This is a genomic window from Vibrio owensii CAIM 1854 = LMG 25443, assembly GCF_000817815.1.
GTDB lineage: Bacteria > Pseudomonadota > Gammaproteobacteria > Enterobacterales > Vibrionaceae > Vibrio > Vibrio owensii.
In genome coordinates this window covers 45,390-61,802 of record NZ_JPRD01000018.1, presented here as the reverse complement: position 1 = coordinate 61,802, position 16,413 = coordinate 45,390, and the positions used below count along the sequence as shown (strand labels likewise).

The window sequence follows — 16,413 nt, the reverse complement described above, 5'->3', positions numbered from 1 at the left end:
GCTAATTGGCTTGCTAACTTAGCTTCTTACTTTCGAAACCTAAGCTTCGAAGCGTTGCCGTGTCAGCGAGGTGGCATTATAGAGATTGCGATCACATTGGCAAGCCCTTTTTCTCGTTTTTTTGATTTTTTTTATCGTTCGGATAAATTTGCGTCAAAAGCGGTCAAAAGAGCACGTTATTTCTACAGTTCTTTGAATTTATCTGCGAAAAGAGCCACTTTTTCCCAATTGGTGTATTCCACTTCTTTGGTCGTATCGGTTTCACCATCTGTCATCGACATAATGAACTTAATCATCGTTTTGTCGAACCATCCGTAACGTGGGTAATAAAGAGCACCAGCAAAAACACCGATTAAGGTTGGTTTCCAAGGCGACTTAATTAGGAACTTACGAATGTAAGCGCTGCCTTCTGGCGTATCCTTTCCTTGGTCTTCTTTACGAGCAGTTAGGTTTACGCAGAAAAACGCTACTTTACTTTGTTCAAGTTGATTGAGGTTTCGCTCAATAAACTGGTACAGCTTCTTATTAAGATGACCATAACGAATAGACGCTCCAATCAATACCCTGTCGTATTGGCTAAAATCAATCGTCTCAACATTATGTAAATCCACCAGCTCGCATTCGAAGTCTGTTAGCTTCTCATCTATATAGTGGAGAATTTTTTTTGTCTGCCCTTCACGGGAGGAATATAGAAATAATGCTTTTGCCACGATTTCCCCTTAGCTACGCCAAAACGTCGGCGTAAGTAGAATAAGTAAGGTAAAGATTTCCAAACGTCCAAACAGCATAGAAACAATCAATACCCATTTTGCTTTGTCGTTCACATCGCCAAAGTGAAGCGCAACTTCACCCAAGCCTGGACCTAAGTTATTGAGCGTTGCAGCGACCGCAGAGAATGCGCTTAGCTCGTCCATCCCTGTAGCAATCAAGCCCAACATACAAACCACGAATACCAAAGCGTAAGCAGAGAAGAATCCCCAAACCGCATCAACGACACGTTGCGGTAGCGCACTGCCACCCACTTTGATGGTGTAAACCGCACGAGGGTGCACCAAACGCTTCAGCTCACGCGCACCTTGTAAGGTCAGTAGCAGAATACGGATCACTTTCATGCCACCGCCAGTCGAACCAGCACAACCACCTATAAAAGAAGAGAACAACAACAACACTGGTAAGAATAATGGCCAATCAGCAAAGCCGGTTGTGGTAAAGCCAGCCGTGGTTGAGATGGACACGGTCTGAAAAAGCGCTTGATCGAATGCATCATAGGTTGAGTCGTAAGAATGGTGATTCAACAATAATAAGAAGCACACCAAGAACAAAACAACTTGTATAAAGATGAACGCGCGGAACTCTGGATCTTTCCAATAGTATTTAGGGTGCACGCCGCCAGACGCAAACGCGGCGAAGTGCAAAGAATAGTTACATGCTGAGATTAACAAGAAGACAACGGTAATCATGTTAATGGCATAGCTATCGAAATAGCCCATGCTGGCGTCGTGCGTAGAGAAGCCACCGATAGCAATGGTGGAGAAGCTATGACTGATAGCATCAAATGGCGTCATACCAGCCAACCAAAATGCCACGGCACATGCGATAGTCAAACTCAAATAGATGTACCACAGTGCTTTTGCTGTCTCAGCAATACGCGGGGTCATCTTAGTATCTTTTACCGGTCCCGGTATTTCGGCACGATACAGCTGCATACCACCGATACCAAGAACAGGAAGAATGGCTACCGCCAACACGATGATACCCATACCGCCAAACCACTGTAGCAGCTGGCGATAAAAGAGAATCGCTTTTGGCAACTCGTCGAGCCCGACAATCACCGTCGCACCCGTTGTTGTTAAAGCAGAGAAGGACTCAAAAAAGGCGTCAGTCACAGACACATTGGGGTTATCTGAGATCAGAAAAGGGATAGAGCCAGCACTGCCAAGTACAGTCCAGAAAAGAACAACAATAAGGAAGCCATCACGTGCTTTTAGCTCGTGTTTGTGCCTGCGATTTGGGAACCAACAGATCCCACCGCATACAAGAAGTACGAAGAAAGTCGTGACAAAAGGTACACCCGCACCATCTCGATAGATAAGCGCAACCAGCGCAGGCGCGAGCATTGTGACACTAAAAAGTGCGAGCAATAGCCCGACGATTCGAATAATTGAACGAAATTGCATGGATTGATTGACTAGCGAAGCTGTCCCTGTGGCTTCCTATTTTTCATTATTGTCCGTCTAGTGGGGTGACAATTGCCTTTGCACCACTTTTGTTGATGATAGCTTGGGTAAACGCGCTCACTTCACGTAGCTCAATTTCCACCACTAATACCACCTGATCGCTGTATTCAGCATCCACTTCAACCACACCAAACTGGGGCATAAGCGACTGTGCGATAGGCATAAACCCATAGTCTAACTCTAGTCGGAGTTTTGTGGTTATTTTTTTCTCAATTGTTTGAAGCAGCTTGAGCGCTTGTTGCACGCCGCCGCCATAAGCTTTAACCAAACCACCTGTGCCAAGCTTAATGCCGCCAGAATATCGAGTGACTACAGCCGTAATTTCTCCAACTCCGGAACCAGATAGCTGAGCAAGGATCGGTTTACCTGCCGTCCCTGACGGTTCCCCATCATCACTAAAGCCCCACTTCATCGAGTCTTCTGGTCGACCTGCAACAAATCCCCAGCAGTTATGTCTTGCATCAGCATGCTTGGTTTTGATCTGTTCAACGAATGCTTTCGCCGCTTCCACGCTTGGCGTGTGTGCTAAGTAAGTAATAAAGACACTCTTTTTGATCTCTTCTTCAAATTGAGCAGGCTGAGCAGGAATCAGATAAGGCAGGTCATTCATAGGATTAGGTCACTTTTCTCTTTGTTCAGAGTCTATCACGAGAGGTAATTGTGAGTCGCATAAGATCTGCCTTAGCGCACAATGTTAAACACTTGTTTAAAAAATGTATTGAAATTAACCAATCCGAAGTCCAAACTAACTTCACTGGTCTAACCAGAACAATAAATAAAACGACTTTCCTCTATATCAATTTCTTGCCCTACAGGCGCTCAGCCCGCATCAAATTGGTATACAGACAATCCAAGATTGTATGTCATGGAGATAGACAATGATTTACCAAGCCGAAACCCTACAGGTAAAGGAAGTACAAGATGGTATTGCAGAACTAAGCTTCTGCTCTCCAAAATCCGTTAACAAGCTCGACCTAGCGACACTAGAGTCACTCGACAAAGCCCTTGATGCACTAAAAGCGCACCAAGGACTGAAGGGCTTGATGCTCACCTCAGATAAAGACGCGTTCATTGTTGGCGCTGATATCACCGAATTCTTAGGTCTTTTTGCCAAGACAGACGCTGAGCTCGATCAGTGGCTGCAATTTGCTAACAGCATCTTCAACAAGCTGGAAGACTTGCCTGTCCCAACTATCTCGGTACTAAAAGGCCACACGTTAGGTGGCGGTTGTGAGTGCGTACTTGCAACTGACATGAGAATTGGAGACAAGACCACCAGCATCGGTCTACCAGAAACGAAACTCGGTATCATGCCGGGCTTTGGTGGTTGTGTGCGTCTGCCACGTGTTATTGGTGCCGACAGCGCAATGGAGGTGATCACTCAAGGTAAAGCCTGTCGTGCAGATGAGGCATTAAAGATTGGTCTTCTTGATGCGGTTGTCGATAGCGACGCACTTTACGAGTCAGCACTCAAGACACTGACCTCGGCAATCAACGAGAAGTTGGACTGGCAAGCTCGTCGTAAGCAAAAGACATCACCTTTAACGCTAAGTAAGCTTGAATCAATGATGAGCTTTACCATGGCGAAGGGTCTGGTGGCTCAGAAAGCTGGTCCTCATTACCCCGCTCCAATGACAGCCGTTATTACTATTGAAGAAGGCGCTCGCTTTGCTCGTAATGAAGCACTCGACATTGAACGTAAGCACTTCGTAAAACTGGCTAAGTCTGAAGAAGCAAAATCACTGGTTGGTTTGTTCCTTAACGACCAATACATCAAAGGGCTTGCTAAAAAATCGGCTAAGTCAGCGAGTAAAGACACGCAACGTGCAGCTGTGCTTGGTGCGGGTATCATGGGCGGCGGCATTGCTTACCAATCTGCACTCAAAGGCGTACCGGTGTTAATGAAAGACATCGCGCAACCCTCACTCGATTTAGGCATGACTGAAGCATCTAAGCTGCTTAATAAGCGCTTATCTCGCGGTCGCATTGATGGCTTTAAGATGGCTGGTATTTTAGCGTCTATCACACCAAGCCTACATTACGCAGGCATCGAAGAATCAGACGTGATTGTTGAGGCCGTAGTAGAAAACCCGAAAGTAAAAGCAGCAGTGCTGAGTGAAGTCGAATCACATGTCGGTGACGATACCGTTATCACCTCAAACACCTCGACGATTCCAATCAATCTATTAGCAAAATCGCTAAAACGCCCAGAGAACTTCTGTGGCATGCACTTCTTCAACCCAGTGCATCGCATGCCTCTTGTTGAGATCATCCGTGGTGAACACACCTCTGATGAAACCATCAATCGCGTTGTTGCCTACGCAGCGAAAATGGGCAAATCACCAATTGTCGTTAATGACTGCCCTGGGTTCTTTGTAAACCGCGTATTGTTCCCATACTTTGGTGGCTTCAGCATGCTACTTCGCGATGGTGCTGACTTTACGAAAATCGACAAAATCATGGAGCGTAAGTTTGGCTGGCCGATGGGACCTGCATACTTGCTCGATGTTGTTGGTATTGATACTGCTCACCACGCACAAGCCGTTATGGCACAAGGCTTCCCTGAGCGTATGGGCAAACAAGGTCGTGACGCAATAGATGCGCTGTTCGAAGCAGATAAATACGGTCAGAAGAATGGCAATGGCTTCTACAGCTACACCATTGATAGAAAAGGTAAGCCTAAGAAAACCTTCTCTGAAGAAATCTTGCCGGTACTCGCTGACGTTTGTGCCGATAAGCAAGACTTTGACGAACAAACCATCATTCAACGTATGATGATTCCAATGATCAACGAAGTGGTACTGTGTCTACAAGAAGGCATAATTGCCACTCCACAAGAAGCGGATATGGCGCTGGTTTACGGTCTTGGCTTCCCTCCATTCCGCGGCGGCGTATTCCGCTACCTAGATAGCGTAGGTATTGCTGAGTTTGTTGCAATGGCAAAACAATACTCAGAGCTCGGTGCAATGTACCAAGTACCACAGATGCTGATTGATATGGCGGCGAAAGGTGAAAGCTTTTACGGTGCACAACAGCAAGGTTCTATCTAAGGAGGGATTCTAAAATGACTAATCAAACAAGAAATGTTGTCGTAGTCGATTGTCTACGTACTCCAATGGGTCGCTCTAAAGGTGGTGCTTTCCGTCATACGCGAGCAGAAGATCTGTCTGCGCGCCTAATGAAAGGTATTCTTGCGCGTAACCCACAGGTAAACCCAAGCGAGATTGAAGATATCTACTGGGGCTGTGTACAACAAACACTAGAGCAAGGCTTTAACGTTGCTCGTAATGCGGCGCTGCTTGCTGGCCTACCAATTGAGATTGGCGCCGTGACGGTTAACCGCTTGTGTGGTTCATCAATGCAAGCGCTTCACGACGGTACACGTGCCATCATGACGGGTGATGCTGAAATCTGCCTAATTGGTGGCGTTGAGCATATGGGACACGTACCAATGAACCACGGCGTGGACTTCCACCCGGGCATGTCAAAGACGGTTGCAAAAGCAGCAGGCATGATGGGCTTAACGGCTGAAATGCTTGGTAAGCTGCATGGCATTAGCCGTGAACAACAAGACGAGTTTGCTGCGCGCTCTCATGCTCGTGCACATGCTGCAACCTTAGAGGGTCGTTTTAAAAACGAAATCCTACCAATTGAAGGTCATGCGGCTGACGGCACGCTATTCACTCTAGATTACGATGAAGTGATTCGCCCTGAAACATCCGTTGAAGGTCTGTCTCAACTTCGTCCTGTTTTCGACCCAGCAAACGGCACAGTAACAGCCGGTACATCTTCGGCGCTGTCTGATGGTGCATCTGCGATGTTGATCATGAGTGAAGAAAAAGCCAATGAGCTTGGTTTGAAGATTCGTGCACGCATTAAAGGTATGGCCATTGCGGGCTGCGATCCTTCAATCATGGGTTACGGTCCTGTACCTGCGACGCAAAAAGCGCTCAAGCGTGCTGGTCTTTCAATTGAAGACATGGATGTGGTCGAGCTAAACGAAGCATTTGCTGCGCAGTCTCTACCATGTGCTAAAGACTTGGGTCTGCTTGATGTTATGGATGAGAAGGTCAACCTTAACGGTGGTGCGATTGCATTGGGTCACCCACTTGGTTGTTCTGGCTCACGTATCTCAACGACATTAATCAACCTAATGGAAGCCAAAGACGCGAAATACGGTCTGGCAACCATGTGTATCGGTTTAGGTCAGGGTATTGCGACGGTATTTGAACGACCATAGTTTGCTTGAGAAACGCTAGGTTGTAGTGATCAATCCAACAATCACGAGCAAATGAACCAATACTGAAAATTTTTAGTATTACACTTAAGGGCGGCATCTGATGTCGCCCTTTGTTTTACGCTAAATATTGCTTACATGCACAAAAAGCATACATTAAATGCTCAAGTTTCATTTTATTCATAGACAAAGAAGACATACACTTAGCAGCAGTTGATATCTTGCTGCATGTGACCCAGAGTCACGCTACCGCACAATCGGAGAACCTTATGTTTAATGCTCTAGTTCTAAATCAAGAAGACAAACGTACTATCGCTAGCATCGAGCAAATCGATGAAACACAACTGCCTGAAGGCGACGTTCTGATTGACGTTGATTACTCATCGTTGAACTACAAAGACGGTCTTGCAATTACAGGTAAAGGTAAAATCATCCGTAACTTCCCGATGGTGCCGGGTATTGACCTAGCAGGTACAGTAGTAAGCTCAGAAGACGACCGCTACCAAGCAGGCGACAAAGTTGTTCTTACTGGTTGGGGTGTAGGTGAAAACCATTGGGGCGGTATGTCTCAGCGCGCTCGTCTAAAAGCGGATTGGCTGGTACCACTCCCAAAAGGTCTAGACAGCAAGAAAGCAATGATGGTGGGTACTGCTGGCTTCACTGGCATGCTATGTGTTCAAGCACTGCTTGATGCAGGCATCAAACCTGAAAACGGCGAAATCCTAGTAACTGGCGCAAGTGGCGGTGTAGGCTCAGTAGCAGTAACGCTTCTAGCACAGCTTGGCTACAAAGTTGCTGCAGTGACAGGCCGCGTAGAGAAAAACGGCCCACTACTAGAAAAACTTGGTGCTAGTCGCATCATCGACCGCGTTGAATTTGAAGAGCCAGCACGTCCGCTTGAGAAGCAAGTATGGGCAGGTGCGGTTGATACTGTGGGCAGCAAAGTGCTAGCAAAAGTATTGGCGCAAATGGATTACAACAGTGCAGTTGCAGCTTGTGGTCTTGCAGGTGGCTTCGATCTACCAACCACAGTGATGCCGTTCATCCTACGTAACGTTCGTCTACAAGGTGTGGATTCTGTTTCATGCCCATTTGAAAAACGTACTGCAGCATGGGAAAAATTGGTTGAGCTGCTACCAGACAGCTACTTCGAACAAGCTTGTACTGAAGTTGAACTAGCGGAAGCACCAAAATACGCTGAAGACATCACAAACGGCCAAGTAACTGGTCGCGTGGTTATCAAGCTATAAGCGTTAACCCTTCGATAGAATAAACAAAGCCGGGTCATGCCCGGCTTTTTGCTTTTTCGATTATCGGAAAAATCAGTCCAATCCCATATCTTCAATTCGCTTAGCAATCAGACGACTACATTCTTCACGAACCACGGCACGCAACCATTCTTGAGCGGGAGAGTGCTCGCAACGCGCATGCCAAATCATCGAATATTCAAACGGCGTGAATTGGAATGGTAATGGCTTCACTACTAAGTCATAGCGATCAGCAACCAAGTACGCTAAATCGGCTGGTACGGTAATGATAATTGGCAGAGTATCGACAATCGCCAGCGCCGCTTCCAAGTGATAAGCGCGCAATACCATCTGACGTTGCGGCTTCTCCACCAGCGCTTGCTCAATCAGCGCCTTAACCCCATCGCTGATGGCAATCATGGCATGCGGATGACTGAGGTAATCATCCAGACTCATCTCTTTATCGGCTAATGGATGTTGCTTGGAGAGCATGCATAGCACACCGACTCGCCCTAGCACTTCACTACGTAGTGGCTCCACAGGACCTGTAGGGCGACAAATCGCTAAGTCCGCGCCTTCATATGTTAATTGATCAGATAAGCGGTCGTGTTGCAGTGGCAAGAAGTTAAACGACACGTTAGGCGCTTCTTGATAAATACGTGGCAATGCGAAGGGCAGAATGGTTTGCATCGCGTAGTCAGTCGTGGCGATATTAAACGTCTGATCGCAACTGCGTGGATCAAACTCACGTGGAGAAAGTAATTGGCGTAGTGACTCCAAAGGCTCACCCAAAGAACGATCAATTTCTAACGCTTTTTGAGTTGGGATCAAGTGCTGACCTTGACGCGTAAACAGCGGATCACCAAGCAGGTCGCGTAAACGCCCTAGCACACGACTCATTGCCGACTGGCTTAAATTGAGACGCGTTGCTGCTTTACTGACACTGCTCTCTTCGATCAACACACGTAATGCGACCAATAAGTTCAGATCTCGACGATAGATGTCTTCTAATTCCACGATTTGCCACTTACCATGTAGGGGATTTAGGTAAATTGTACTCTTCAGGCAAAAAAAATCCCGCCTTTCAGCGGGGAAGCCCAAGAAAAATGGGGATAGTGTCGGAATGAAGTGTCGTTAAACTTGGTGAGCGGTATATCAATAGGTTCCGATTACAGCAAGAAGCGCTAATTTTCTTGCTCAGACGCACCTGACCATTTGTGCATCTCAATCCAAATCCCAATAATCGTTGCACTCATGCCTACAAGAGGCAGCAATGAGGTTTCAGCTGGTGTTCTGAGTACTAATGCGCAGAACGAGATGAAACACAAAACCGAATAGATGGTTAGTCTGTCTAACGCTGTTAACATCGTGTCTCCTTACCAGTTGTTACCAAATTGTTAATTTAAGGTAAATCAAAAAATTCGGTTTGCCAAGTGGTTATTGAATATTTTTTCAACGAAAGTAAAATTCACCGCTCAGTTAGTTACGAGAATCACATTATGAGTTTTAATCCTGAACTGGCGACCAAGACATTAGAGGCGGAAGGATTACGCTGCCCAGAGCCAGTGATGATGGTCAGGAAGACAATTCGAAACATGCAAGATGGTGAGGTGTTGCTGGTTAAAGCGGACGACCCATCCACTACTCGAGATATCCCGAGCTTCTGCCGATTTATGGATCACCAGTTGATTGCGGCACAAACGGAGCAGCTTCCATACCAGTACCTAATTAAGAAAGGTTTGGAATAATCTCTGCAAGATCAAAAACGGCAGCCCAAAAGGCTGCCGTTTGTTTATTCATCGTATTCTAGTGTGCGAACTTCAGATTGTAGCTTGTTCAATTGTTTCCGCATTGCACGCATTTCCTCATGCATCGGAATGATATGAGCCACCCGAATCCACGCTTCTACCGTTAAACCAGTAAGAATGAAGGACCCTGCCACAATCGGCAGCCACATATCAGTCAGCACCATTGCTAGTAAGCAAAGCGCCAAACCAAAGGTGAATAAATAACTCTGACTCTTTGGGGTCATCCCCATGTAACGTGTAAGCATACCTTTGCCCTCTCGCTATCATTCACACCATTAAATTACCATGACAAGTATGACACTAATATGTCATCCGTCACGGTCTTGAACGATTTTGAGTCAGAGTTTGACGTTGTTTATTACTTCACTAGTTATTGATAATTCACACCATTTTACGTGCAACAAATCAGAACAATGCCGCTCCGATAGCTAGCGCGATAAACAGGAATGCGGTCACCTTACGAATCAACCCTAAAGGCATCTTATCGGCCGACAATTTACCAATCAGAACCACCGGAACGTTAGCCAGCAGCATACCGATCGTAGTGCCAAGAATCACCCAACTCAATGCATCTGCGTATTGCGCACCCAAGATAGAAGTCGCAATCTGAGTCTTGTCGCCAATCTCCGCAACGAAGAAAGCAATAAAGCTGGCAATGAATGGACCCCGGTTGGAGATCTGCTCGTCGTCATCCAGTTTATCTGGGATCAACACCCAAGCCGCCATGGCGACAAAACTGACCACCAGCACCCATTTGAGAACTTCAGGCGAAAGATAATCGGCTACCACCACACCTAACCATGCAGCCAAAGCGTGGTTGGCAATGGTTGCCAAAAAGATTGCTGCAATAATAGGGATTGGCTTGCGGTAACGACTGGCAAGTAATAGAGATAGCAATTGGGTCTTATCGCCAATTTCTGCTAACGCTACAGTAGTAATTGAAATAGCTAAAACGCTCACGACGTGCTCATTGGGGCGGGATAATTATTTTTAACCTAAGACAAATCTCACGCCCCACCCCGGTTCATGATGATTTGTCTAAGGTCTTGCTAAACTCATCGGGCTGATGAGTCTCGAACGCCATGGTGATTTTGCACCAATTATGTTGACGAACGAACTGGATGAAACAGACATTTCATCGAGTAAGCTACTCCCCAAAGACAGGCGCAATTCTAGCCATGTTTCCTCATCACCTCAAGAGTGAAAGCCAGTGAAAACTCCCTTTTAGGAAAAATTCAGCAGATAAAGCGGTAAAAATCCATTAAAGGAGAAAATTGCCCACGAATTAATCAAGATTAGCTCTACTCCCATGCTCAATATCTGGGTATACTTGATTGTTAATTTATTCAACCGTAATTACTTTGAATCGCCATTGTTGAGGCAAGAAAACCCAACAAAAAAGAGACGAATTCACGAGTAATAAGAGAATCGCGCGAACCTGACTTATGCAAAAATACGATATCAAAACCTTCCAGGGAATGATCCTCGCGCTGCAGGATTATTGGGCTCAAAATGGTTGTACCATTGTTCAACCACTAGATATGGAAGTTGGTGCGGGTACCTCTCACCCAATGACCTGTCTACGAGCACTTGGCCCAGAGCCAATGTCTACAGCTTACGTACAACCTTCACGTCGTCCTACTGATGGCCGTTACGGTGAAAACCCTAACCGTCTTCAGCACTACTACCAATTCCAAGTAGCGCTAAAACCATCGCCAGACAATATCCAAGAGTTGTACCTAGGTTCTCTAGAGGTTCTTGGTGTCGACCCACTTGTTCACGACATCCGTTTCGTAGAAGACAACTGGGAAAACCCAACACTAGGCGCATGGGGTCTAGGCTGGGAAGTTTGGCTAAACGGTATGGAAGTGACTCAGTTTACTTACTTCCAGCAAGTTGGTGGTCTTGAGTGTAAGCCAGTAACCGGTGAGATCACTTACGGTATCGAACGTCTAGCAATGTACATCCAAGAAGTAGACTCTGTTTACGACCTAGTTTGGAACATCGCACCAGACGGCAGCAAAGTGACTTACGGTGACATCTTCCACCAAAACGAAGTAGAGCAATCAACTTACAACTTCGAGCACGCAGACGTTGAATTCCTATTTGGTTTCTTCGAACAGTGCGAGAAAGAGTGTAAAGAGCTGCTTGAGCTTGAAAAGCCACTACCACTACCTGCTTACGAGCGCATTCTAAAAGCTGGTCACGCATTCAACCTACTAGACGCGCGTAAAGCGATCTCAGTAACTGAACGCCAACGTTACATCCTACGCATCCGCAACCTGACGAAAGCAGTTGCAGAAGCATACTACGCATCGCGTGAAGCTCTAGGCTTCCCAATGTGTAAGAAAGAACAAGCGTAAGGGGTAGAGTAACATGGCAAAAGAATTTCTAATCGAGCTAGGTACAGAAGAGCTACCACCAACGCAACTTCGCACTCTAGCTGAAGCATTCGCAGCAAACTTCGAAGCAGAACTAAAAGGCGCTGAGCTTGCTCACGAAGGCGTAAAATGGTTCGCGGCACCTCGTCGTCTTGCACTAAAAGTAGCAGCACTAGCAGACAGCCAGTCTGACAAAGTTGTTGAAAAGCGTGGCCCTGCGGTTTCTGCAGCGTTTGACGCGGAAGGCAACCCAACAAAAGCGGCTCAAGGTTGGGCACGCGGTTGTGGCATCACGGTTGACCAAGCAGAACGCATGGTTACAGACAAAGGTGAATGGCTACTGTTCAAACAAGAAGTGAAAGGTCAGCCAACGTCTGAGATCGTAGTTGAACTTGCAGCGAAAGCACTAGCAAACTTACCTATCGCAAAACCAATGCGCTGGGGTAACAAAACAACTCAGTTCATCCGTCCAGTTAAGACGCTAACCATGCTAATGGGCAGCGACCTAATCGAAGGCGAGATCCTTGGTGTTGCTTCTGACCGCACTATCCGTGGTCACCGCTTCATGGGTGAGCAAGAGTTCACTATCGATTCTGCTGAACAATACCCTGCGATCCTAGAAGAGCGCGGTAAAGTAATGGCAGATTACGAAGCGCGCAAAGCAATCATCCTAGCTGACGCACAAAAAGCGGCAGCAGCGGTTGGCGGTATCGCTGACCTAGAAGATGACCTAGTAGAAGAAGTAACGTCTCTGGTTGAATGGCCAGTGGTACTAACAGCGAAGTTTGAAGAAGAGTTCCTAAAAGTGCCTTCTGAAGCGTTGGTTTACACCATGAAAGGTGACCAAAAATACTTCCCTGTTTACGACGAAAACAAGAAGCTACTACCTAACTTCATCTTCGTATCGAACATCGAATCAAAAGAGCCTCGTTACGTAATCGAAGGTAACGAGAAAGTGGTTCGTCCTCGTCTTGCAGACGCAGAATTCTTCTTCAACACAGACCGTAAGCGTCCGCTTATCGACCGTCTACCTGAACTAGAGCAAGCGATCTTCCAAAAGCAACTGGGTACGATCAAAGACAAAACAGACCGCATCACTGAACTTGCTGGCTACATTGCTGAGCAAATCGGTGCTGACGTTGAGAAATCAAAGCGTGCTGGTCTACTAGCAAAATGTGACCTAATGACCTCAATGGTATTCGAATTCACGGATACTCAAGGTGTTATGGGTATGCACTATGCTCGTCACGACGGTGAAGCAGAAGAAGTTGCAGTAGCACTGAACGAGCAATACATGCCTCGTTTCGCAGGTGATGAACTGCCATCAAACGGCGTTTCAACTGCAGTTGCAATGGCAGACAAGCTAGACACTATCGTAGGTATCTTCGGTATTGGTCAAGCACCTAAAGGCAGCGACCCATTCGCACTACGCCGCGCATCTCTAGGTGTACTACGTATCATCGTTGAATACGGCTACAACCTAGATCTTGTTGACCTAGTTGCGAAAGCGAAGTCACTGTTTGGCGACCGCCTAACCAACGACAACGTTGAGCAAGACGTTATCGAGTTCATGCTTGGTCGTTTCCGTGCTTGGTACCAAGACGAAGGCTTCAGCGTAGACATCATTCAAGCGGTTCTAGCTCGTCGTCCGACTAAACCAGCAGACTTCGACCAACGTGTTAAAGCGGTTTCTCACTTCCGTGAACTAGAAGCAGCAGAGTCTCTAGCAGCAGCGAACAAACGTGTAGGTAACATCCTAGCGAAATTCGACGGCGAACTAGCAGCAGACATCGACCTAGCACTGCTACAAGAAGACGCAGAGAAAGCACTAGCAGAAAGCGTTGAAGTAATGACAGAAGCGCTAGAGCCAGCATTTGCTACAGGTAACTACCAAGAAGCCCTAAGCAAGCTAGCTGACCTACGTGAACCAGTTGATGCGTTCTTTGATAACGTAATGGTAATGGCAGACGACGAAGCACTTAAGAAGAACCGTCTGACACTACTGAACAACCTGCGTAACCTGTTCCTACAGATCGCAGACATTTCTTTGCTTCAAAAGTAATTCATTACTCTTAGAAGTGATTAAGAAATAAGTAAAAGGGAAGCAGATGCTTCCCTTTTTTGTTGCCTTCAAACCTATGAAGGTGACGCTTATTATTCATTTTGTGAACAAGACTAAAATTTGTAGGGTGAGACGCGTTTAACTTGTTGGTGTAGAGCTCGGATTGTAGAGGCACAGTTTTGCTATAACTGGACTGTTTATTCGGGGGAAGGACACAATGAAAAAAACAATTCTCGCACTCTCTATCGGTCTACTGAGCGCCTGCAGCCAGATTCCAGAAAATGCCATCGTATTAAGCGTTGGTGATGACACCGCTGTTTTTGAGGAAAACTCACAAGGCTTACTTGTCGCCGAGCAAAAACTCGAAAAAGGCAGTTACACCTTTACCATTGCTGACAGCAAGCAAAGCTGTGGCAGTAGCTTTGCCCTAGCAGAAGAAGATCGCATCAAGTTCAATCGTCCATTAAAAATGGATAACTGCGCCACTGATGCACAAATGCCGCTGCGCATCTTCAAAGCCAATACCTATCAATTTACGCTCAACCCAACCACCAACGAGCTAACGGTCAAAATCAAACCAAAGCAGAGCCAGGACATCACCTACTCTTGCCCTGTCGCAACTGACGCGCCAAAAACCATCAACGTTGCTCAAACCTTTAATGATAGCACTGTCGTTCGTGATGCCTTAACCGGACAAGAAGCCACAGTCGCCAATGGCAGCGTCACCATGCAGCCGGGTCCTATGAGTCAAGGTCTGTTGTTACTAGAAGAGGTTGAACAGCAAGCCGATAAACCGTTCAGCTGGGATAATGCGACGGTGTACTTCGTCATGACCGACCGCTTCTACAATGGCAACCCAGACAACGACAACAGCTACGGTCGCAGCAAAGATGGAAAATATGAGATTGGTACCTTCCACGGTGGTGACTTAGCGGGTCTGACGAAAAAACTCGATTACATCGAATCACTTGGTGTCAATGCTATCTGGATAACTTCACCACTGGAACAAATCCACGGCTGGGTTGGCGGCGGCGATAAAGGCGATTTTAAACACTACGGCTACCACGGCTACTATCACCAAGATTGGACCAAGCTTGATGCCAACATGGGTACCGAAGATGAACTCAGAACCTTCGTCGATACTGCCCATAAGAAAGGTATCCGCGTGATTTGGGATGTGGTCATGAACCACACAGGTTATGCGACATTAGCAGACATGCAGGAATTCGGATTTGGTCAGCTTTACCTTGATGACCAAGAAGCCAAAGAAGTCCTTGGTGAAAAATGGACCGACTGGCAGCCAAAATCAGGACAAAGCTGGCACAGCTTCAACGACTACATCAAATACGGGGATAGCGAAGCGTGGGATAAATGGTGGGGCAAAGATTGGATCCGCACTGACATTGGTGACTACGATGCTCCAGGCTACAACGACATCACCATGTCTTTGAACTACCTACCGGATCTCAAAACCGAATCGACTCAGAAAACCGGATTACCAAACTTCTTCCGCAATAAAGACACCAATGCGCAAGATGAGCTGCAAACCCCACGTGAACATCTGATTACGTGGTTATCCGATTGGGTGCGCGACTATGGCATTGATGGCTTCCGCGTTGACACAGCCAAACACGTTGAAATGGAAGCGTGGGCAGAGTTGAAAGCCAGCACCACCCAAGCGCTTGCTCAATGGAAGCAAAACAACCCGGACAAAGCCTTGGATGACCTACCTTTCTGGATGACAGGTGAAGTATGGGCACACAGCGTGGTGAAGAGCCCGTATTTCGATAACGGCTTCGATTCCATCATTAACTTCGAGTTCCAATCTGACGTGGCACCAAAAGCTCTGAAGTGTTTCGCTCAACTTGATAATGATTACCGCCGCTATGCAGAGCGCATCAATACCGATCCTGAGTTCAACGTGTTGAGCTACCTGTCTTCACACGATACACAGCTGTTCTGGTCAGCTCGCAGCCGCAGCTTTGATGACCAAGCACGTGCAGCGAATGCACTGATGCTGGCTCCGGGTGCAGTACAGATCTATTACGGTGATGAGATAGCTCGTGATTTTGGCATTACTGGTTCAGATGCTCACCAAGGCACACGCTCAGATATGCCATGGGATAAGATTCATGGCGAACGTGAAGATCTACTGCAACATTGGCAAAAGTTGGGGGAATTCCGTAAACGCCACCCAGCGGTTGCTCAAGGTAAGCACATCACTCGCAACCAAGAAGGTTACTACGCATTCGAACGCCAATACCAAGACGATAAGGTGCTGATTGTTTACACCGGTGAGTAAATCACACTCTCTCCACCAGCAAGGGAAGCATAAGCTTCCCTTTTTTATTGCTCTTTTTGCCTTTTTATCTCGTACCTCTGGTCTGATGACACACTTTTTTCTTTTTCGGCTTAATTCACACTTTGCGTCGTATAGACAT

At 46.7% G+C, this 16,413-nt stretch carries 14 protein-coding genes; 7 read left to right on the top strand and 7 right to left on the bottom strand.

Going from position 1 to position 16,413, the window contains the following annotated elements; genetic code table 11:
• Window positions 1-182: 182 nt before the first annotated feature.
• Genes hemG through H735_RS12000 form a run of 3 tightly spaced genes read right to left on the bottom strand, consistent with a single transcriptional unit; the run spans window position 183 to window position 2,847 of the window.
• On the bottom strand, window positions 183-710 hold the full coding sequence (gene hemG, locus H735_RS12010) for a menaquinone-dependent protoporphyrinogen IX dehydrogenase (RefSeq protein ID WP_020195209.1): 528 nt from the start codon (window positions 708-710) through the stop codon (window positions 183-185).
• Window positions 711-719: 9 nt separating this feature from the next.
• Complete coding sequence (locus tag H735_RS12005; protein ID WP_005440865.1) at window positions 720-2,177, bottom strand: TrkH family potassium uptake protein; 1,458 nt, start codon at window positions 2,175-2,177, stop codon at window positions 720-722.
• A 46-nt stretch (window positions 2,178-2,223) separates the two neighbouring features.
• Window positions 2,224-2,847 (bottom strand): YigZ family protein, encoded by a 624-nt coding sequence (locus tag H735_RS12000; RefSeq protein ID WP_020195208.1) that lies wholly within the window; start codon window positions 2,845-2,847, stop codon window positions 2,224-2,226.
• A gap of 268 nt (window positions 2,848-3,115) precedes the next feature.
• Here H735_RS12000 and fadB point away from each other — a divergent pair, with 268 nt between their 5' ends.
• The 3 genes from fadB to acuI all read left to right on the top strand — a co-directional run bounded on the left by fadB (window position 3,116) and on the right by acuI (window position 7,724).
• A complete protein-coding gene (fadB, locus tag H735_RS11995; RefSeq protein WP_020195207.1) occupies window positions 3,116-5,287 on the top strand; it encodes a fatty acid oxidation complex subunit alpha FadB in 2,172 nt (723 codons plus the stop codon).
• Window positions 5,288-5,301: 14 nt separating this feature from the next.
• Complete coding sequence (gene fadA, locus H735_RS11990; RefSeq protein ID WP_020195206.1) at window positions 5,302-6,477, top strand: acetyl-CoA C-acyltransferase FadA; 1,176 nt, start codon at window positions 5,302-5,304, stop codon at window positions 6,475-6,477.
• Window positions 6,478-6,743: 266 nt separating this feature from the next.
• A complete protein-coding gene (gene acuI, locus H735_RS11985; protein ID WP_009708064.1) occupies window positions 6,744-7,724 on the top strand; it encodes an acrylyl-CoA reductase (NADPH) in 981 nt (326 codons plus the stop codon).
• Window positions 7,725-7,796: 72 nt separating this feature from the next.
• Here acuI and H735_RS11980 read toward each other — a convergent pair whose 3' ends face one another.
• Both H735_RS11980 and H735_RS11975 read right to left on the bottom strand, forming a co-directional pair.
• Entirely contained in the window at window positions 7,797-8,738 is a 942-nt protein-coding gene (locus tag H735_RS11980) for a LysR family transcriptional regulator (RefSeq protein ID WP_009708063.1), read from the bottom strand.
• Window positions 8,739-8,905: 167 nt separating this feature from the next.
• Window positions 8,906-9,088, bottom strand: a complete 183-nt coding sequence (locus tag H735_RS11975; protein WP_009708062.1) for a hypothetical protein — start codon at window positions 9,086-9,088, stop codon at window positions 8,906-8,908.
• A 132-nt stretch (window positions 9,089-9,220) separates the two neighbouring features.
• On the opposite strand from H735_RS11975, the gene tusA reads away from it, so the two are divergent.
• Window positions 9,221-9,469, top strand: a complete 249-nt coding sequence (gene tusA / locus H735_RS11970) for a sulfurtransferase TusA (RefSeq protein WP_005426051.1) — start codon at window positions 9,221-9,223, stop codon at window positions 9,467-9,469.
• A 44-nt stretch (window positions 9,470-9,513) separates the two neighbouring features.
• On the opposite strand, the gene H735_RS11965 is transcribed toward tusA, so the two are convergent.
• Both H735_RS11965 and H735_RS11960 read right to left on the bottom strand, forming a co-directional pair.
• On the bottom strand, window positions 9,514-9,774 hold the full coding sequence (locus tag H735_RS11965) for a hypothetical protein (RefSeq protein ID WP_009708061.1): 261 nt from the start codon (window positions 9,772-9,774) through the stop codon (window positions 9,514-9,516).
• Between the two features lie 160 nt (window positions 9,775-9,934).
• The gene (locus H735_RS11960; RefSeq protein WP_010444803.1) at window positions 9,935-10,489 is read right to left on the bottom strand and encodes a TMEM165/GDT1 family protein; all 555 of its coding nucleotides are present in this window, start codon (window positions 10,487-10,489) and stop codon (window positions 9,935-9,937) included.
• 485 nt (window positions 10,490-10,974) lie between these two features.
• Between H735_RS11960 and glyQ the strand changes: the two genes are divergently transcribed.
• The 3 genes from glyQ to H735_RS11945 all read left to right on the top strand — a co-directional run bounded on the left by glyQ (window position 10,975) and on the right by H735_RS11945 (window position 16,274).
• Window positions 10,975-11,892 (top strand): glycine--tRNA ligase subunit alpha, encoded by a 918-nt coding sequence (glyQ, locus tag H735_RS11955; RefSeq protein ID WP_005440855.1) that lies wholly within the window; start codon window positions 10,975-10,977, stop codon window positions 11,890-11,892.
• 13 nt (window positions 11,893-11,905) lie between these two features.
• A complete protein-coding gene (glyS, locus tag H735_RS11950) occupies window positions 11,906-13,972 on the top strand; it encodes a glycine--tRNA ligase subunit beta (RefSeq protein WP_005378875.1) in 2,067 nt (688 codons plus the stop codon).
• Between the two features lie 217 nt (window positions 13,973-14,189).
• A complete protein-coding gene (locus tag H735_RS11945) occupies window positions 14,190-16,274 on the top strand; it encodes an alpha-amylase (protein WP_020195204.1) in 2,085 nt (694 codons plus the stop codon).
• The last annotated feature ends 139 nt before the right edge of the window (window positions 16,275-16,413 follow it).

Coding starts and splice junctions, on each gene's coding strand:
- H735_RS12005 (WP_005440865.1), bottom strand. CDS start 2,177: ATGCAATTTCGTTCAATTATTCGAATCGTCGGGCTATTGCTCGCACTT.
- H735_RS12000 (WP_020195208.1), bottom strand. CDS start 2,847: ATGAATGACCTGCCTTATCTGATTCCTGCTCAGCCTGCTCAATTTGAA.
- fadB (WP_020195207.1), top strand. CDS start 3,116: ATGATTTACCAAGCCGAAACCCTACAGGTAAAGGAAGTACAAGATGGT.
- fadA (WP_020195206.1), top strand. CDS start 5,302: ATGACTAATCAAACAAGAAATGTTGTCGTAGTCGATTGTCTACGTACT.
- acuI (WP_009708064.1), top strand. CDS start 6,744: ATGTTTAATGCTCTAGTTCTAAATCAAGAAGACAAACGTACTATCGCT.
- H735_RS11975 (WP_009708062.1), bottom strand. CDS start 9,088: ATGTTAACAGCGTTAGACAGACTAACCATCTATTCGGTTTTGTGTTTC.
- tusA (WP_005426051.1), top strand. CDS start 9,221: ATGAGTTTTAATCCTGAACTGGCGACCAAGACATTAGAGGCGGAAGGA.
- H735_RS11965 (WP_009708061.1), bottom strand. CDS start 9,774: ATGCTTACACGTTACATGGGGATGACCCCAAAGAGTCAGAGTTATTTA.
- glyQ (WP_005440855.1), top strand. CDS start 10,975: ATGCAAAAATACGATATCAAAACCTTCCAGGGAATGATCCTCGCGCTG.
- glyS (WP_005378875.1), top strand. CDS start 11,906: ATGGCAAAAGAATTTCTAATCGAGCTAGGTACAGAAGAGCTACCACCA.
- H735_RS11945 (WP_020195204.1), top strand. CDS start 14,190: ATGAAAAAAACAATTCTCGCACTCTCTATCGGTCTACTGAGCGCCTGC.